The sequence below is a fragment of the Pseudoduganella guangdongensis genome (genome assembly GCF_009857475.1).
Lineage (GTDB): Bacteria > Pseudomonadota > Gammaproteobacteria > Burkholderiales > Burkholderiaceae_D > Rugamonas > Rugamonas guangdongensis.
In genome coordinates, this window is the sequence record NZ_WWCJ01000005.1 from 149,422 (window position 1) to 164,996 (window position 15,575).

11 protein-coding genes are annotated in these 15,575 nt (G+C 66.1%); 9 read left to right on the forward strand and 2 right to left on the reverse strand.

Translation table 11 applies throughout. The features are described from left to right. The 7 genes from GTP41_RS08515 (at position 1) to GTP41_RS08545 (ending at position 13,034) form a co-directional block, all read left to right on the forward strand. Positions 1-3,837: a pectinesterase family protein gene (locus tag GTP41_RS08515; protein WP_161025145.1), complete on the forward strand. Its 3,837-nt coding sequence runs from the start codon at positions 1-3 to the stop codon at positions 3,835-3,837. Then, positions 3,834-5,669 carry a glycoside hydrolase family 28 protein gene (locus GTP41_RS08520; protein WP_161025146.1) on the forward strand — a complete coding sequence of 612 codons (1,836 nt, stop codon included), beginning with the start codon at positions 3,834-3,836 and terminating at the stop codon, positions 5,667-5,669. Before GTP41_RS08515 ends, GTP41_RS08520 begins: the two co-directional genes overlap by 4 nt. Beyond that, the gene (locus GTP41_RS08525) at positions 5,666-7,234 is read left to right on the forward strand and encodes a DUF5060 domain-containing protein (protein ID WP_161025147.1); all 1,569 of its coding nucleotides are present in this window, start codon (positions 5,666-5,668) and stop codon (positions 7,232-7,234) included. The genes GTP41_RS08520 and GTP41_RS08525 overlap by 4 nt, the downstream gene beginning before the upstream one ends. A 50-nt stretch (positions 7,235-7,284) precedes the next feature. Beyond that, entirely contained in the window at positions 7,285-8,376 is a 1,092-nt protein-coding gene (locus tag GTP41_RS08530) for an SMP-30/gluconolactonase/LRE family protein (RefSeq protein WP_161025148.1), read from the forward strand. Between the two features lie 257 nt (positions 8,377-8,633). Continuing rightward, positions 8,634-10,556 (forward strand): TOL_0244 family TonB-dependent receptor, encoded by a 1,923-nt coding sequence (locus tag GTP41_RS08535; RefSeq protein ID WP_161025149.1) that lies wholly within the window; start codon positions 8,634-8,636, stop codon positions 10,554-10,556. A 34-nt stretch (positions 10,557-10,590) separates the two neighbouring features. Then, positions 10,591-11,157 (forward strand): TOL_0243 family YfiR-like periplasmic protein, encoded by a 567-nt coding sequence (locus tag GTP41_RS08540; protein ID WP_229502801.1) that lies wholly within the window; start codon positions 10,591-10,593, stop codon positions 11,155-11,157. Further along, positions 11,157-13,034, forward strand: coding sequence for a sensor histidine kinase, YfiR-like protein-associated (locus tag GTP41_RS08545; protein WP_161025151.1), 1,878 nt, complete (start codon positions 11,157-11,159; stop codon positions 13,032-13,034). Before GTP41_RS08540 ends, GTP41_RS08545 begins: the two co-directional genes overlap by 1 nt. 185 nt (positions 13,035-13,219) lie before the next feature. On the opposite strand, the gene GTP41_RS08550 is transcribed toward GTP41_RS08545, so the two are convergent. Continuing rightward, entirely contained in the window at positions 13,220-13,399 is a 180-nt protein-coding gene (locus GTP41_RS08550; protein ID WP_161025152.1) for a hypothetical protein, read from the reverse strand. 185 nt (positions 13,400-13,584) lie between these two features. Between GTP41_RS08550 and GTP41_RS27090 the strand changes: the two genes are divergently transcribed. Both GTP41_RS27090 and GTP41_RS08555 read left to right on the forward strand, forming a co-directional pair. Beyond that, positions 13,585-13,725, forward strand: coding sequence for a hypothetical protein (locus GTP41_RS27090; RefSeq protein ID WP_202419668.1), 141 nt, complete (start codon positions 13,585-13,587; stop codon positions 13,723-13,725). A gap of 39 nt (positions 13,726-13,764) precedes the next feature. After that, positions 13,765-14,124: a hypothetical protein gene (locus tag GTP41_RS08555; protein ID WP_161025153.1), complete on the forward strand. Its 360-nt coding sequence runs from the start codon at positions 13,765-13,767 to the stop codon at positions 14,122-14,124. Positions 14,125-14,183: 59 nt separating this feature from the next. On the opposite strand, the gene GTP41_RS08560 is transcribed toward GTP41_RS08555, so the two are convergent. After that, positions 14,184-15,572 (reverse strand): M16 family metallopeptidase, encoded by a 1,389-nt coding sequence (locus GTP41_RS08560; protein WP_161025154.1) that lies wholly within the window; start codon positions 15,570-15,572, stop codon positions 14,184-14,186. Between the last annotated feature and the right edge of the window lie 3 nt (positions 15,573-15,575).

Sequence of the window (15,575 nt, forward strand, 5' to 3'; positions counted from 1 at the left end):
ATGCTGCGTTGCCTTTTGCTGGCTTGCGTCCTGCTGTTGTCGGCAGCGGCGCATGCCGATCCGGTTGAGCAGTGGGGCACGGCGGAAATCGCGCTGGCCGGTCCGCAGGACGGCAACCCCTTCGTGGAGGTGGAGCTTTCAGCCACCTTCCGGCAAGGGCAGCGCAGCATGCAGGTGGCAGGTTTTTACGACGGCGAAGGCAAGTACAAGATCCGCTTCATGCCGGATGCCGTCGGCACCTGGGAGTATGAAACACATAGCAACCGCAGCGCCTTGTCCGGCAAGAAGGGCAAGGTGCAGGCAGTTGCGCCCAAGACGGGCAATCGCGGCCCGGTGCGGGTGCGTAACACCTGGCACTTCGCCTATGCCGATGGCACGCCTTACTGGCAGGTCGGCACCACAGCGTATTCCTGGACCAACCAGCCCGCCGCGCTGCAGGAGCAGACCCTGCGCACGCTGGCTGCGTCGCCGTTCAATAAGATGCGCATGGGCGTGTTCCCCAAGCGCTACGAATTCAATGCAAACGAGCCGCCGCTGTATCCCTTTGAAGGCAAGGCGCCCAGGCAATGGGATTTCAGCCGATTCAATCCCGCTTTCTTCCGCAACCTCGAACAGCGCGTCGCCCAATTGCGCGCGCTCGGGATCGAGGCCGACATCATCCTGTTCCATCCTTACGACAAGGGCCATTGGGGTTTCGACGCTATGCCGGCGGAGGCCAATGCGCGCTACCTGCGCTATATCGTGGCGCGCCTGGCTGCGTACCGCAATGTCTGGTGGTCGATGGCGAACGAGTTCGATTTCGTCAAGACCAAGTCGATGGCGGAATGGGACAGTTACTTCCAGCTGGTGCAGGAAAGCGATCCTTACCAGCACTTGCGCTCCATTCATAACGGCTTTGTGTTCTACAACCACAGCAAGCCGTGGGTGACGCACGTCAGCGTGCAAAGCGGCACCCTGGCCGCAGACTACGAGCGGGCGGTGCTGCTGCGCGATGTCTATAACAAGCCGGTCGTGTATGACGAGGTTAAATACGAGGGCAATTTCCCCCAGCGCTGGGGCAAGCTGTCGCCGCAGGAAATGGTGCTGCGCTTCTGGCAGGGGGCCATCGCGGGCACCTACGTCGGCCACAGCGAAACCTATCTGTCGCCGGACGAGGTGGTGTGGTGGGCCAAGGGCGGCGTGCTGCGCGGCGAGAGCCCGGCGCGGCTGGAGTTCTTCCGCAAGATCCTGGCCGAGAGCCCGGCGCAGGGCCTGGAGCCGATCGACAAGTGGCAGGGTTTCCCGTTCGCGGGGCGGCGGGGGCAGTATTACCTGGGCTATTTTGGCGGCGAGACGCCGTCCTCCTGGCCGGTGGTCCTGCACAACAAGGGACTGGTCGATGGCGCGCGCTTCCGTGCAGAGGTTATCGATACCTGGAATATGACGGTCACCCCGGTGCCTGGCGTGTTCGAGATGCGCAAGCGGGATGCCTACAATTTTGCCGACAAGAACGGGCGCAGCATCGCGCTGCCTGGCCGGCCGTACATGGCGGTGCGCCTGGTGCGCATCGGCGAGGGCGCGGCCTGCGCCGGCGGCGCCGCATGGTGCCGCAACGCGCCGTGGACGGTCGCGCCTCCCGCTGCGCAGGGCAGTGGGCTGGCGCCGGTGCAGGCGCTGCATGGGGAAGATGCGCCGCGCGGCGTGCTGCCCGCGACCGGCGCGCCGGCTGGACCGGTGGCGCTGGTGCCCGCCTTGCAGACGGCGGCGGCGACCAGCGGCGCCTACTTCGTGGAAGCGCGTTTCCGGCCGGCGGACGGCGGCGCCGGGCAGGGCTACGTCATCGCCCGTTACGCCGACGACCGCAACTGGCTCGGCTTCGGCCTGGACGTGGCGCCGAACGGCGGCCGCGTGGCCGTCAACATCGTCCGTATGATCGATGGCCAGCCGAAGTTCCTCAAGCAAGTCCGCACCGAACCGGTGCCGGGCAACAGCGCCTACACCATCCGCCTGGACGTGGACGGCGCCGCGCTGACGGCCCACCTGAACGGCAGCCGCCTGATCGGCGTGGACGAACCCAACCCGCTGCCGCCGCGCATCGGCGTGCTCGCGCAAGGCGGCACCTTCGAGATCGACGGCCTGCGCGCCGGCGACATGGCGCAGCCGCCCACCAGTATCGGCCTGGTGCACCGCCACCGCCAGCTCACGCTGCAAGCCGGCGAGCCCGCACAACGCTACGACGTGCGCGCCGTCGCCCGCACCGGCCTGCGCGCCGTGCGCTTCCATGCCGCTGCCGGCGATCCCGCCATCGCCGAAGCACGGGTGGAAGGCGACCAGTTGCTCCTGCAGCCGCGCGCCGAAGGCACAACCGCCGTCACGCTCACCAGCGCGGAAGATCCGAACATCGCCTTGACGCTGGCGGTTCGCGTCAGCCCCGCCTTCGCTGCCTCGACGCGCCAATACGCGCTGGCCAGCGCCGTGCAACCCGCAGCCCGCGAGCGCGATGTCCCGATCGACACGCGTTTGCAACTCCGCTTCGACAGCACGCCAGCCATCGGCGCCAACGGTTCCGTCCGCATCGTGCGCAGCGCCGACGGTGTGACAGTCGACACCATTTACCCCGGCATGGAGCTCGACGAAATCGGCGCCGCGCAAGACGGCATCAAGCGCGTCGTGCGCTACCGGGCCATCAGCGCCGATGGCTCCACGGTCACCATCCGTCCCCACGACGGCAAACTGGCCTACGGCACCGACTACACCGTGCTGGTGGACGGCAACATCTTCGGCGGCGCCAAGCTGGCCGGGCAGCCGTTCGACGGCATCGGCAAGCCCGCCGCCTGGACCTTCCGTACGCGCGAACGTCCCCCGGCGGCTGCCGCTTCGCTGCGCGTTGCCGCCAGCGGCAAGGCCGACTTCCGCACCGTGCAGGGCGCCCTGAACCACGCCATGCAGCACGTGCCGCGCACCCAGCCCGTCACCATCCACCTCGCCAACGGCCGCCATGAAGGGCTGCTTTACCTGCGCGGCAAGGACAACGTTACCCTGCGCGGCGAATCGCGCAGCGGCACCGTCATCGCCGGCGAAAACAGCGATGGCGTCAATCCCGGCAGCGGCACAGGGCAGGGCGCCATGGCCCCCGGCGCCAGCGGCGGCCGCGCCGTCTTGCTGGTGGAAGATGCCGACCTGCTGCGGCTCGACACGCTCACCCTGGCCAACACCACCTGGCGCAGCAAGACCATCGGCGCCCAGGCCGAAGCGCTGAACTTCAACAGCGAAGGGCGCCTCATCGCCACCCACGCCGATTTCCTGAGCGAGCAAGACACCATCCAGGTCAAAGGCTACGCCTGGTTCTACCGCTGCCTGGTGTCCGGCAATGTCGATTTCATCTGGGGCTACAACCGCGCCGCCCTGTTCGAAGAATCCGAAATCCGCTCCGTTGGCGACAGCGCCAACCCGGCCAGCGGCGGCTACCTGGTCCAGGCCCGCACCGTGGCCGAGGGCGATCCCGGCTTCGTCTTCCTGAATAGCCGCCTGACGCACGGCCCCGGTCCCGCCGGCAATGACGTGCCGCCTGGCGCCACCTACCTGGCGCGGCCCGGGGTGGTCACGGCCTGGGACAATGTCCGCTACATCAACACCCGCCTGGGCCCGCACATCAGCGCCAAGGGCTGGAGCGGCGAGCCGCGCAACGGCAAAGGCTGGGAGGAGGTGGGCAGCAGCAGCCTGAGCGGCGAGCCGCTCGACCTGGCGCAGCGCCGGGGCGGCCGCGTGCTGCCCGCCGCCGATGCCGCCCGCTACGACAGCCGCGCCAAAGTATTCTCGCAGTATGACAATGGAAAAGGATGGAACCCGCAGCCATGACTAAAGAAGCCCAGCACTCCCCGCGCCGCCGCGCGTTGTTGAAAGGCGCCGCCACCGTGGGCGCACTGGCCGCCGCCGGCGCACCCGCCATCGCCGCCGCCAAGGCTGCGCACACCCCGGCCGACCCATGGCGGCGCGCGGCGGACATTCAGCGCCGCTTCGCCAAGCCGCTGTCCTTCCCCAAGCGCGACTATCCGATCACCGGCTTCGGCGCCAAGCCCTGCGAGCTGGCCAAAGTGCAGGGCTACCCCACCATCCGCAAGAAGGGCGAACTGGATACGCAGGCCCCCGGCTCGCATGACAGCCATCCCGCCCTGCGCGCAGCGATTGAAGCCGCGCACAAGGCCGGCGGCGGCCGCGTTGTCATCCCCGCCGGGAACTGGTACCTGAAAGGCCCGATCACGCTGCTCTCCAACGTGCACGTCCACCTCAAAGCCGGCGCGCAAGTCCTGTTCAGCACCGACCCGAAAGACTACGCCCGCGACGGCGACTACGACTGCGGCAAGAACGGCAAACTGGTGCTCTCGCGCTGGCAAGGCAACGACTGCCTGAACTTCAGCCCCCTGGTGTATGCGCGCGGCCAAAAGAACATCGCCATCACCGGCGAGGACTGGACCAGCATCCTGAACGGCCAGGCCGGCGTGCCGATGGAAGACGGCAGCGGCGCCTGCTGGTGGAGCATGAACCCGAAAGCCGCCTTGCCCGGCGCCGTGCACCAGGGCGTGCCCAACCCCGCCAATCCGGCATCGCTGGCCGAAGTCGCGCCGCACCTGGACGACGCCGCGCGCGCCCGCATCCAGGGCCAAGGCGAACGCTGGCGCAGCGACGAGCGCTACCTGCCTGCGCTGTCCGAAGCCGGCATCCCCTTCGAGAAGCGCATCTTCGGCCTGGGCCACACCCTGCGCCCCTGCATGGTGGAGTTCGTCGACTGCAGCGACGTGCTGATGCAAGGCTACCTGGTCATCAACACACCGTTCTGGATCCACCACCCGGTCAACTCGCGCAACGTCCATATCAACAAAGTGCGCATGGATAGCATCGGCCCGAATTCGGACGGCGTCGACCCCGAATCCTGCGACACCGTGCTGGTGGAAGGCTGCGAGTTCAATACCGGCGACGACTGCATCGCCATCAAGTCCGGCAAAAACCGTGACACCCAGTACGGCCCAACGCGCAATATGCTGGTCCAGAACTGCGTGATGAACAGCGGCCACGGCGGCCTCACGCTCGGCAGCGAAATGTCGGCCGGCATTGAGCACATCTACGCGCAGAACATCGAATTCCGCAACGCCCACTGGGCCAGCGACCCGCTGTGGACCGCGATCCGCCTGAAAACCAACATGAACCGCGGCGGCTACCTGCGCCATCTCTACGTGCGCGACATCACCTTGCCGAACGGCGTGCAGACCACGCCGCGCCCCTATAAACCATTGCCGGGCACGCTGCTGGGCAGCGCCAAAGTGCCGTCGACCGGCGGCGGCGCCGTGCTCACCATCGACTGCGATTACGCGCCGTCCGATGATATCGTGCGCATCCGTCCGCCCGAGGTGTCGCACGTCCACATCGCGCGCGTCCGCGCCAGCAACGTCAATGGCCCGGATGGCGCCTACTCCTGTAACCAGATCATGGTCGTCCTGGGGCCGGTGCCGAGCAGCTTTAACGGCGCCGCCGGCACGCCGGTGCTGCCGCTGTCCGACATTTCGATCACGGACGCCGATTTCGGCACGCCGCGCAATGCCGAGGAGCCGTGGTTCGTATACAACGTCAAACGCCTCAAGCTAAGCAATGTGCGCATTGCCGGGAAAACCATCAACACGGAGCTGAACGCATGAAGCTGATGCGCGCGCTGTTGGCCGCGCTGCTGTTGGCGGCGGCCGGCGCAGCGGTGCACGCGCAAGACACTGCCCCGGTCGAGCGCTGGGGCAGCAAGGAGCTCACCCTGGACGGCCCGCGCGACGGCAATCCCTTCCTGGAAGTCGATCTCGCCGCCACCTTCCGCCAGGGCGCGCGCGCCATCGTGGTGGACGGCTTCTACGACGGCGAAGGCCGCTACAAGCTGCGCTTCATGCCCGACAGCGTCGGCGAATGGACGTACGAAACCCGCAGCAACCGCCCGGCCCTGGACGGCAAGCGCGGCAAATTCACGGTCGGCCCCGCGCAGCAGGGCAACCACGGCCCGGTGCAGGTCAAAGGCACGCACCATTTCGCCTATGCCGATGGCACGCCGTTCTGGCAAGTCGGCACCACCAGCTACGGCTGGACCCACCAGCCCGAAGCAACCGAACGCCAGACCCTGGCCACCCTGGCCGCTGGCCCGTTCAACAAAGTACGCATGCTGGTCTTCCCCAACCAGGACGTCAAGCACCAGCCGCCGCGCTTCCCCTTCGAAGGCACGCCGCCCAAGGGCTGGGACTTCAGCCGCTTCAACCCCGCATTTTTCCGCCACCTGGAGCAGCGCGTGGGCGACCTGCGCACGCTAGGCATCCAGGCCGACCTGATCCTGTTCCACCCCTACGACAAAGGCTACTGGGGCTTCGACCAGATGCCGGCCGAGGTGAATGAACGCTACCTGCGCTATGTCGTGGCGCGCCTGGCGTCCTACCGCAATGTCTGGTGGTCTATCGCCAACGAGTTCGACTACCTCACCAACAAGCAGATGCCCGAGTGGGACCGTTATTTCGAAATCGTACAGGCGCGCGACCCCTACCAGCACCTGCGCTCCATCCACAATGCCATGGTGCTGTACAACCACAGCAAGCCCTGGGTCACGCACGTGAGCGTGCAAAGCGGCGCCATTGCCGAGGATTTTGAGCGCGCCGTCCTGTTGCGCGACGTGTACATGAAGCCCGTGGTGTACGACGAAGTCAAATATGAAGGCAATATCGAACGGCGCTGGGGCCAGCTGAGCGCGCAGGAAATGGTGCTGCGCTTCTGGACCGGCGCCATCGCCGGCACCTATGTCGGCCACAGCGAAATCTTCAAGGACCCGGACGATATGTCCTGGCTCGGCAAGGGCGGCGCGCTGCGCGGCGAAAGCCCGGCGCGCCTGGCCTTCTTGCGCCAGATCCTGTCCGCCAGCCCGGCCGAAGGGCTGGAACCCATCGACAAATGGCAGGAGTACCCGTTCGCCGGCAAACCCGGCGCGTACTACCTGGGCTATTTTGGCCGCCAGGCTCCTGTCAGCTGGCCCTTTGCCCTGGCCAAGCCCGGCCTGAAAGACGGCATGCGCTTCACCGCCGAAGTGATCGATACCTGGAATATGAGCATTACCCCCGTGCCGGGCGTGTTCGAACTCCGCAGGCAGGACAACTACAGCTTCGCCGACAAGGACGGCCGCAGCATCGCGCTGCCAGGCCGCCCCTACATGGCCCTGCGGATCAAGAAGGCGCTCGACTAAAGTTGACTTTTAGATAAAAATGGCGACTGTCTTCAATGCAGGAGGTGTGATTGGACAGTTCCCTCAAGTACAAACTCAGCGCCGGTGCCGGCCTGACCCTGGCGGCGCTCGCCGGCTATTTGCTGCTGTGGCCGGTCCCGGCCGAACCGGTGAGCTGGACGCCGCAAGCGGCGCCGGGCTATGTCGGCGTCCATGCGCCCAACACCAAACTGGCCGGCCTGCAGAAGATCGATATCGGCGCGGAGCACGGCCCTGAGCATCTGGCCATCGGGCCGGACGGCAAGCTGTATGCCGCCGTCACCAGCGGGAAAATCCTGCGCATGGCGCCCGACGGCAGCCAGCGCGAAGTGTTCGCCAGCACCGGCGGCCGTGTGCTCGGTTTCGATTTCGACGCCACCGGCCGCCTGATCGCAGCCGACGCCATGAAAGGCCTGCTGGCCATCGCACCGGACGGCAAGATCACCGTACTGACCGCGCAAGTGCAAGAGGGCGATCCAATCCGCTATGCGGACGGGGTGGTGGTGGCGCCGGACGGCACGATCTACTTCACCGACGCCTCGACCCGTTTCGCGCCCGCCCAGTGGGGCGGCACTTTCGAAGCCAGCGTGCTCGATATCCTGGAGCAGTCGGCGACCGGCCGCGTGCTGGCCTACGATCCGGCCGGCGGCACGACCCGCGTGCTGGCCAGCGGCCTGTCCTTCGCCAACGGCATTGCGCTGTCGGCCGACGGGCGCACCCTGTACGTGAATGAAACGGGCCGCTACCGCATCTGGAAGATCGACGCCCGCAGCGGCCAGCGCGCCATCCTGTTCGACAACCTGCCGGGCTACCCCGATAACCTGATGCGCGGGCGCGACGGCAAGATCTGGGTCGGCCTGGTCAAGCCGCGCAATCCCACCATCGACAAGCTGGCTGAAAAGCCCTTCATGCGCAAGCTCACCCTGCGCCTGCCGCGCGCCCTGTGGCCGGTGCCGCAAGCCTACGGCCACGTGTTCGCCTTCAATGAAGAAGGCAAGGTGCTGGCCGACTTGCAGGACCCGAGCGGCGCGTATCCCGAAACGACCGCCGTGCTGGAAGCGGCGGACCGCCTCTATATCCAGAGCCTGCACGCCAGCTTTATCGGCTGGATGCCGCGTCCTTAGGCGCGGGCAGAGCGGACAATTCCAGCGGTTCCGGTGGCGCCGGCACCACAATCAGCGTGGTGTCGCGTGCGCCCCGCACCTGCTGCTGGACGACTTGCATGGCGACCGGCTTGCGCGGTGGTTCGGGGCGGGGCGGTGTGGGGAACATGGCGGCTCCTGTCGGGGTGATCGCTTGCATGTAGGGATGAATGGCGGATTTGCAACCGTGCGTCGTATAGTTGTGTTTATAATTCCATACGACAATTCGACTGCAAGCCATGAACAAGAAACCTCGCTCCTTGTTGTTATTGGCAGTACTGTCCATGGCGCCGGCTGCGCATGCCGCAGCGCTGGCGGACGGCGACATCGCCGACCTGACGCTGGAACAGCTCAACGAAATCGTCATCACCTCGGTCACGCGCCAGGAGGAAAGGCTGAACAACGCCGCCGCCTCGGTCTTTATTATCAGCGCCACCGATATCCGCCGCAGCGGCGTGCGCAGCCTGCCGGAAGCCCTGCGCATGGCGCCCAACCTGGAAGTGGCGCGGGTCGACGCGCGCAATTACGCGATCAGCGCGCGCGGCTTCAATAACCCCTTCGCCAACAAGCTGCTGGTGCTGATCGATGGCCGCAGCGTCTACTCGCCGTTCTTCTCCGCCGTGTTCTGGGACGCCCAGGGCGTGGTGATGGAGGATATCGAGCGCATCGAAGTGATCAGCGGCCCCGGCTCCACCATCTGGGGCGTGAACGCGGTAAACGGCGTTATCAACGTCATTACCCGCCACGCCAGGGACAGCCAGGGCACGCTGCTGTCGCTCGCCGGCTCGCGCGGCGAAGGCGATGCCACGCTGCGCTTCGGCGGCCGCCTGGCGGGAGGCGGCAACTACCGGGCCTACGCCCAGGCCATGGCGCTGGAGGATACCGACAGCGCGGCCGGACTCAATACCTTTACCGGCATGCAGCGGCGCCAGGCCGGTTTCCGTGCCGACTGGGACATGCTGCATGGCGGCCTGACCGTGTCCGGCGACGTGTACCAGGCCAACCTGGGCCAGCTGAACACGCGCGACATCCGCATTGCCGGCGCCAACCTGCTGGCGCGCTACACGCGCCAGTTTTCCGACGAGATGGGCCTGCGCCTGCAGCTCAACCTGGACCACACGGAGCGCAACCAGCCGCTCAACTACGTCGACCGCCTCGACACCATCGAGCTCGAAGGCCAGCATGATGTGCGGCTCGGCGCGCACAAACTGTCCTGGGGCGGCGGCTACCGCCATTCGCGCGACGACAACACGCCCGGCCCCGGTTACGGCTTCTGGCCGTATCATCGCAATTTGCATTGGGGCAGCCTGTTCGTGCAGGATGAAATCACGCTGGCGCCCAGCCTGCGCGCCACCGGCGGCGTCAAAATCGAGCACAACACCTACACCGGCTCCGAATGGCTGCCTACCTTGCGCCTGGCCTGGAGCCCGGACCAGCGGCACACGCTGTGGGGCGCCTTGTCGCGCACCGTGCGCTCGCCGGCGCGCGTGGACCGCGATATCGTGGCCCCGCCCAAGCCCATCGTCATCGGCGGCGTGCCGCGTTTCGGCCTGGGCACCAGCCCCGATTTCGTGTCGGAAACCGCCAATGTGCTGGAGGTGGGCTACCGCGCCCAGCCCGCGCACAACTGGTCCTGGTCTGCCACCGCCTGGCTGGCCGACTACGACAAGCTGCGCACGCTGGAGCCGAACAGCATCGCCGGCGCTTATCGCGGTTCGCTGGAATTCCGCAATATGGCCCAGGGCCGCACACGCGGCATCGAATTCTGGGCGCGCTGGCAGCCGGCCCTGCGCTGGCGCCTGAACGCCGGCCTGACGGTGCAGGACGTCGACCTCTGGACCCGCCCCGGCAGCATGGATGCTACAACGGCCGGGCTCGCCATCAACGACCCGAGCAGCTATTGGCAGCTGCGCTCCTCGCACGAACTGGGCGACACCATGCAGCTGGACTGGACCTTGCGCTACACCGGCAGCCTGCCGCGGCCGAGCGTGCCGTCCTATCACGAGCTGGACGTGAACTGGGTCTGGAAGGTGCGCCCGCAGATCGAGCTGGCGCTGGCCGGGCATAACCTGCTGCACGCGCGCCACGCTGAGTTCGGCGCGCTGCCCGGGCGCAGCGTGATCGAGCGGCGCGCTGTCCTGAAACTGACCATGCGATACTAGAAACATGGTAGGCGCCCACCTTACATTGTCTGCCATGCCACCCCAGGTGAGCAGTGGCTGGATCACCCGCTTAATTGCGCTGGTGCTGCTGCTGTTCGCCTTCAGCTGCATGGCGCTCGGCACGCAACCGGGCAGCCCGGCGCCGGTGCTGGAACGCAGCGTCAAGGCCGCCTTCCTGTACAAATTCCTCGGCTATATGGAGTTTCCCGCCGACCCGGGCCCGGCCCTGGTGGTGGGCGTGCTGGGGGCGGAGGATGTGGCCGCCGAACTGGCGCGGATCGTGGTGGGGCGCAATGTCGGCAACCGGGCGATCACGGTGCGTCAGCTGCGCGAGGGCGACTCCCTGGCCGGACTGCAACTCCTGTTCATCGGCGAGGATGCCGCGCAGCCGGGGCAAGCGCTGCGCACGGCGGAAAAGAACGGCACCGTCACCGTGACCGAGCAGGAAAACGGCCTGCAAAGCGGCAGCGTCATCAATTTCCGCGTGGTGGATGAGCGGGTGCGCTTCGAAGTCTCGCTGCCGGCCGCCGAACGCTGCAATGTGCGCCTCAGTTCACGCCTGCTGTCCGTTGCCTACCACGTGCAGAAAGGCGGGCAGTGATGATTGCTGCGGCAGCCGGTTCGGTGCGCATCAAGCTGATCCTGACCGCCCTGGCAACCACTTTCCTGGCCCTGGTCGTGACCACGGTTGCCATGCTGGTCTACGACCTGAAAAGCTTCCAGCAGGGCTGGGTGGACGACTTGACCACGCAGGCTGAACTGATCGCCACCATTTCCGCCCCCGCCATCTCGTTCAACGACCCGCGCACCGCACAGCAAAACCTCGGCCTGTTGCGCGTGCGCCCGCAAATCCTGGCCGGCGCCATCTACGCCGCCAATGGCCGCTTGTTCGCCGCGTACGCGCAAGCGCCGTTCGACACGCCCGCGCTGCCGCGCCAGCCCGGGCAACTGGGCTACGCGATTGAAGGCGGGCAGATGGTGGTGACGCACCCGATCGTGGAAGGCGGCGAACGTATTGGCACGGTCTACCTGGTCGCCTCCTACCGCCTGCTGGACCGCCTGCAGAGCTATGCCCTGATCCTGCTCGGGGTGATGCTGGGCAGCTTGCTGCTGGCGGCCCTGGTCGCGCATCTGATGCAGGCCGGCATCACGCGCCCGCTGCTGGCCGTGACCGACGTGGCGCGCGCCGTCATGCAGCGGCGCGACTATTCGCTGCGCGTGCAGGAGCGCGCCACGGGCGAGATCGGCACCCTGGTCGACGCGTTCAACGACATGCTGGCGGAGATCGCGCGCCGCTCCAACGCCCTGCAGGACGCCAACCTTACCCTGGAACATGAAATGACGGTGCGCCAGTGCGCCGAGCGCGCCTTGCTGCTGGCGGACCGCCGCAAGGACGAGTTCCTGGCCACCCTGGCGCACGAGCTGCGCAACCCGCTGGCGCCGATCCGCACCGGCCTCGACATCATGCGCGTGAACGCCAACGACCAGGCGGCCTGCGAAAAGGCGCGCGCCATCATGGAGCGGCAGTTGAAGCAGATGGTGCGCCTGGTCGACGATTTGCTCGATGTCTCGCGCATCAACACCGGCAAGCTGACCATCCGCCGCGAGCAGCTTGTGTTGCAGGACGTGGTGGCCGACGCGCTCGAGCTGTCGCGCCCCTTCATCGCGGCCCAGGGCCACAAACTCGACGTGCGCCTGCCGCCGCAGCCGCTCTACCTGGTGGGCGACGCCACGCGCCTGGCGCAGGTGCTGTCCAACCTCCTGCACAACGCCGCCAAGTACACGGCGCGCGGCGGCGCCATCGTGCTGGAGGCGCAGGCCACGGCGGCGCAGCTGGAGTTGCGCGTCAGCGACAACGGCATCGGCATCGCGCCGGCCTTGCTAACCGAGATTTTCGAGATGTTCATCCAGGCCGATTCCTCGCTCGAACGCAGCACGGCCGGCCTGGGTGTCGGCTTGTCGCTGGCGCGCAAGCTGGTCGAGCTGCATGGCGGCAGTATCCGCGCCGAAAGCGCCGGCGCAGGGCAGGGCAGCACCTTCATCGTGACCCTGCCGCTGCTGCAGATGGTCAGCGCGCCCGCGCCCAGGAGCGAAACCCGGCAGGCCGACGGGCGCCTGTACCGCGTCCTGCTGGCGGACGATAATGTGGATTTCGTCAACGGCATCGGCGGCTTGCTGCGCTCGCTCGGCCACCAGGTGCAGATTTTCCACGATGGCCAGCAGGCGCTGGCGGGGGCCGAAGTGTTCGCTCCCGAATACGCCTTCCTTGATATCGGGCTGCCGCATTTGAACGGCTACGACCTGGCGCGCGCCCTGAAACGCCTGCCTGCCCTGCGCCATACGGTGCTGGTGGCAGTGACCGGCTGGGGCCAGCAGAAAGACCGCCAGCTGGCGTTCGAGGCCGGCTTCCACCACCACCTGGTCAAGCCGGTCAGTATTGACCAGCTCCAGGAAATTCTTGCCGGCGGCGGGTCTTGATATTCGGGCGTTGCGCCCGATCTGCTTAAACAGGCAATATTATTCGAGGAGCCATGCCATGCTGCAAGCGCATATCACGCCCGATCCCGAAGCCCCGCCACCCGAGCCGGAAAAAGACCCGCCCCCCGACGACCAGCCGTTGCCGAGCGAACCGCCGATCGAGGAGCCCGTGCCGCAACCGCCGCCTATGAAGGCTTAGCGCCGGGCGCCTCACGCCGCCCATGCTCCGGCAAAGGTGGAATTTGCCGGATCTGCTCCTCGGTTTCCCGTTCGCCCGGCGATTTCTCGCCGCTGCCGATATCCGGTTCATCCATCAAATGCTTGCCCCGCTCTGGCTGGGACTGGGGTTTGACAGTTTGTTCCATGCTCGACCCTCCTTCCGCACCGATGCTACCAGCGCCACCTGCACGCTGTCGCTTGTTTGCTGAAAGGTAATTAGCGTTGCGTGAAGAGAATATTTGTGTTGTTTTGTGTTGGCTGTCACAGTGGCGTCACTGTCGGCTTTTTATAATGGGCACATCGACAAACGCTTTTCCAGTCGGAGGCCACCATGGGCAATTCCCTGCACAACAAGATTTACCTCAAACCCCGTATTGACCTGCACAGCCGTCGCGCGCAGGCGCTGATGGGAGCAAGTGCCTTGGTGGCTGGGGCGGCACTGGTATGGCTGACCTTGCATATGCTCAAGTAAGCTTGCCGTGCCCGGTTCGGGCGCGTACCATGGCGGCTTATGAAAAACGAAAAATTAAGTACGGACGAATTCAACGCGCTGCTGGAGATTGCCCGGGGTATCCAGGGCAAGCCAAGCGCCTGCGTCGGCCGCAATAGCAAGCGCCTGTCGGGCATTAAACTGATCAAATTTGAACGCACTGGCCGCATCATCCTGACCGATGCCGGCAAGGAGCGCCTGTTCCTGCGCCGCTGCGTGCTGGCGTTGAAGTCGCTGGTTGAGCTGACCGGGGAGGCGATCGACGCCGATGTGGCCCTGTTCCTGGGCAAGAAATCGCACATCGCCGAGGTGGATGGCGTGCTGGTGATTACCGACAAAGGCCGCGAGTCGCTGGCCGATATCGAAGCCCACGGCATCTAAGGCCATTTAACCCGGAACACCAGGGTCAGACCCTTGGGTCTGACCCTGGGTTACCGGGTTTAAGGCTGGAAGCCGTCGGCAGTGATCTCCAGATTGGTCACTTCGCCGTACTTGCTGGCGATTTTGCCAATCTCAGCCGCTTTCCCCACCAGCACCATTTGCAGGTTCTTGCGCGGGAAGTGCTTTTCGACCAGCTGCTTGGCGCGCTCCGGCGTCAGGCTGTCGACATCCTTCATGAAGTTGTCAATCTGGCTGCGGCCCACATCGTTGGCGTACATATCGCCCAGCAGTGTAGCCAGCTGCTCGCTGGTTTCGTAGCGCGGCGGGAACTGACCCTTTACATACGCCTTGGCCGAATCCAGGGTCGCCTTGTCGATACCCTTGCTCCACAGGCGGTCATACGTCTTGAGCGCCAGGTCCAGCGCCGCTTCCGTCTTCGGCAGCGCGGTGAAGCTGGAGATCGAGAACGTGCCGGCCTGCGACAGCGTGGCGAAGCTCGAATTGGCGCCATAGGTCAGGCCCGAATTCACCCGCAATTCGTCGTTCAGCCAGGAGGTGAAACGACCGCCCAGCACCGTGTTCAGCACCTGCAGCGGCACGTAATCCGGGTCATTGCGCGCAATGCCAGGGCCGCCGATCAGGAAGGTGGTCTCGATGGCGTCGGACTTGTTCACCACCCACACGCGCGGCTTATCGGCCTGCACCTTGCCGTAGTTGGCGCGCTGCGGTGCGGCGCCGTCGGCCTTCCATTGGCCGAACAGGGTTTCCACCTTCTTGCGCATTTCGGCCGGGTCGAAATCGCCGACCACGATCAGCGCCGCGTTATCCGGGCGGAAGTAGCGCTGGTGGAAGGCCTTCACGTCGTCCTGCTTGAGCGCGGACAGGCTGTTGACGGTGCCGGCCGGCGGATTGGCATAGGCCGCGTTCCCGAACAGCATGGCGCGGTAGTAGTTGCCGACCACCTGGCGCGGGCTTTCCTTGGACTGCTTGAGGCCATTGACCTTGCGCGCGCGCAGCTTGTCCAGTTCTGTGGCGTCGAAGCTTGGCTCCTGCACCAGCTCCGCGAACAGCGGCAGCAGGGCGTCGGTGTCCTTGCGAGCGAAGTTGGCGGCCACGGTCGATTGCTCGACGCTGCCGCCGCCGGCCAGCACGGCGCCGCGGAAGTCGAAGGCCTGGTCGATGTGCGCCTTGTTATGCTTGGCCGAGCCGAGCAGCACGCCGTCGCCGGTCAGGTTGGCCAGGCCGGCTTGCGCGCCGTCGTTGACGGCGCCGGCTTTCACCACCGCGCGCACGGCCACCAGCGGCACATCGTGGCGCTCCATCATGTAGACGGTCAGGCCGTTCGGCAGCTTGGTGGTTTCAAATGCCGGCAGCTTGAATTCCGCTGCGTTGGCGCTCGCAGCCACGGCTGCGGCGCCGGTCAGGGCGATAGAAAACAGTTTCTTCATCTA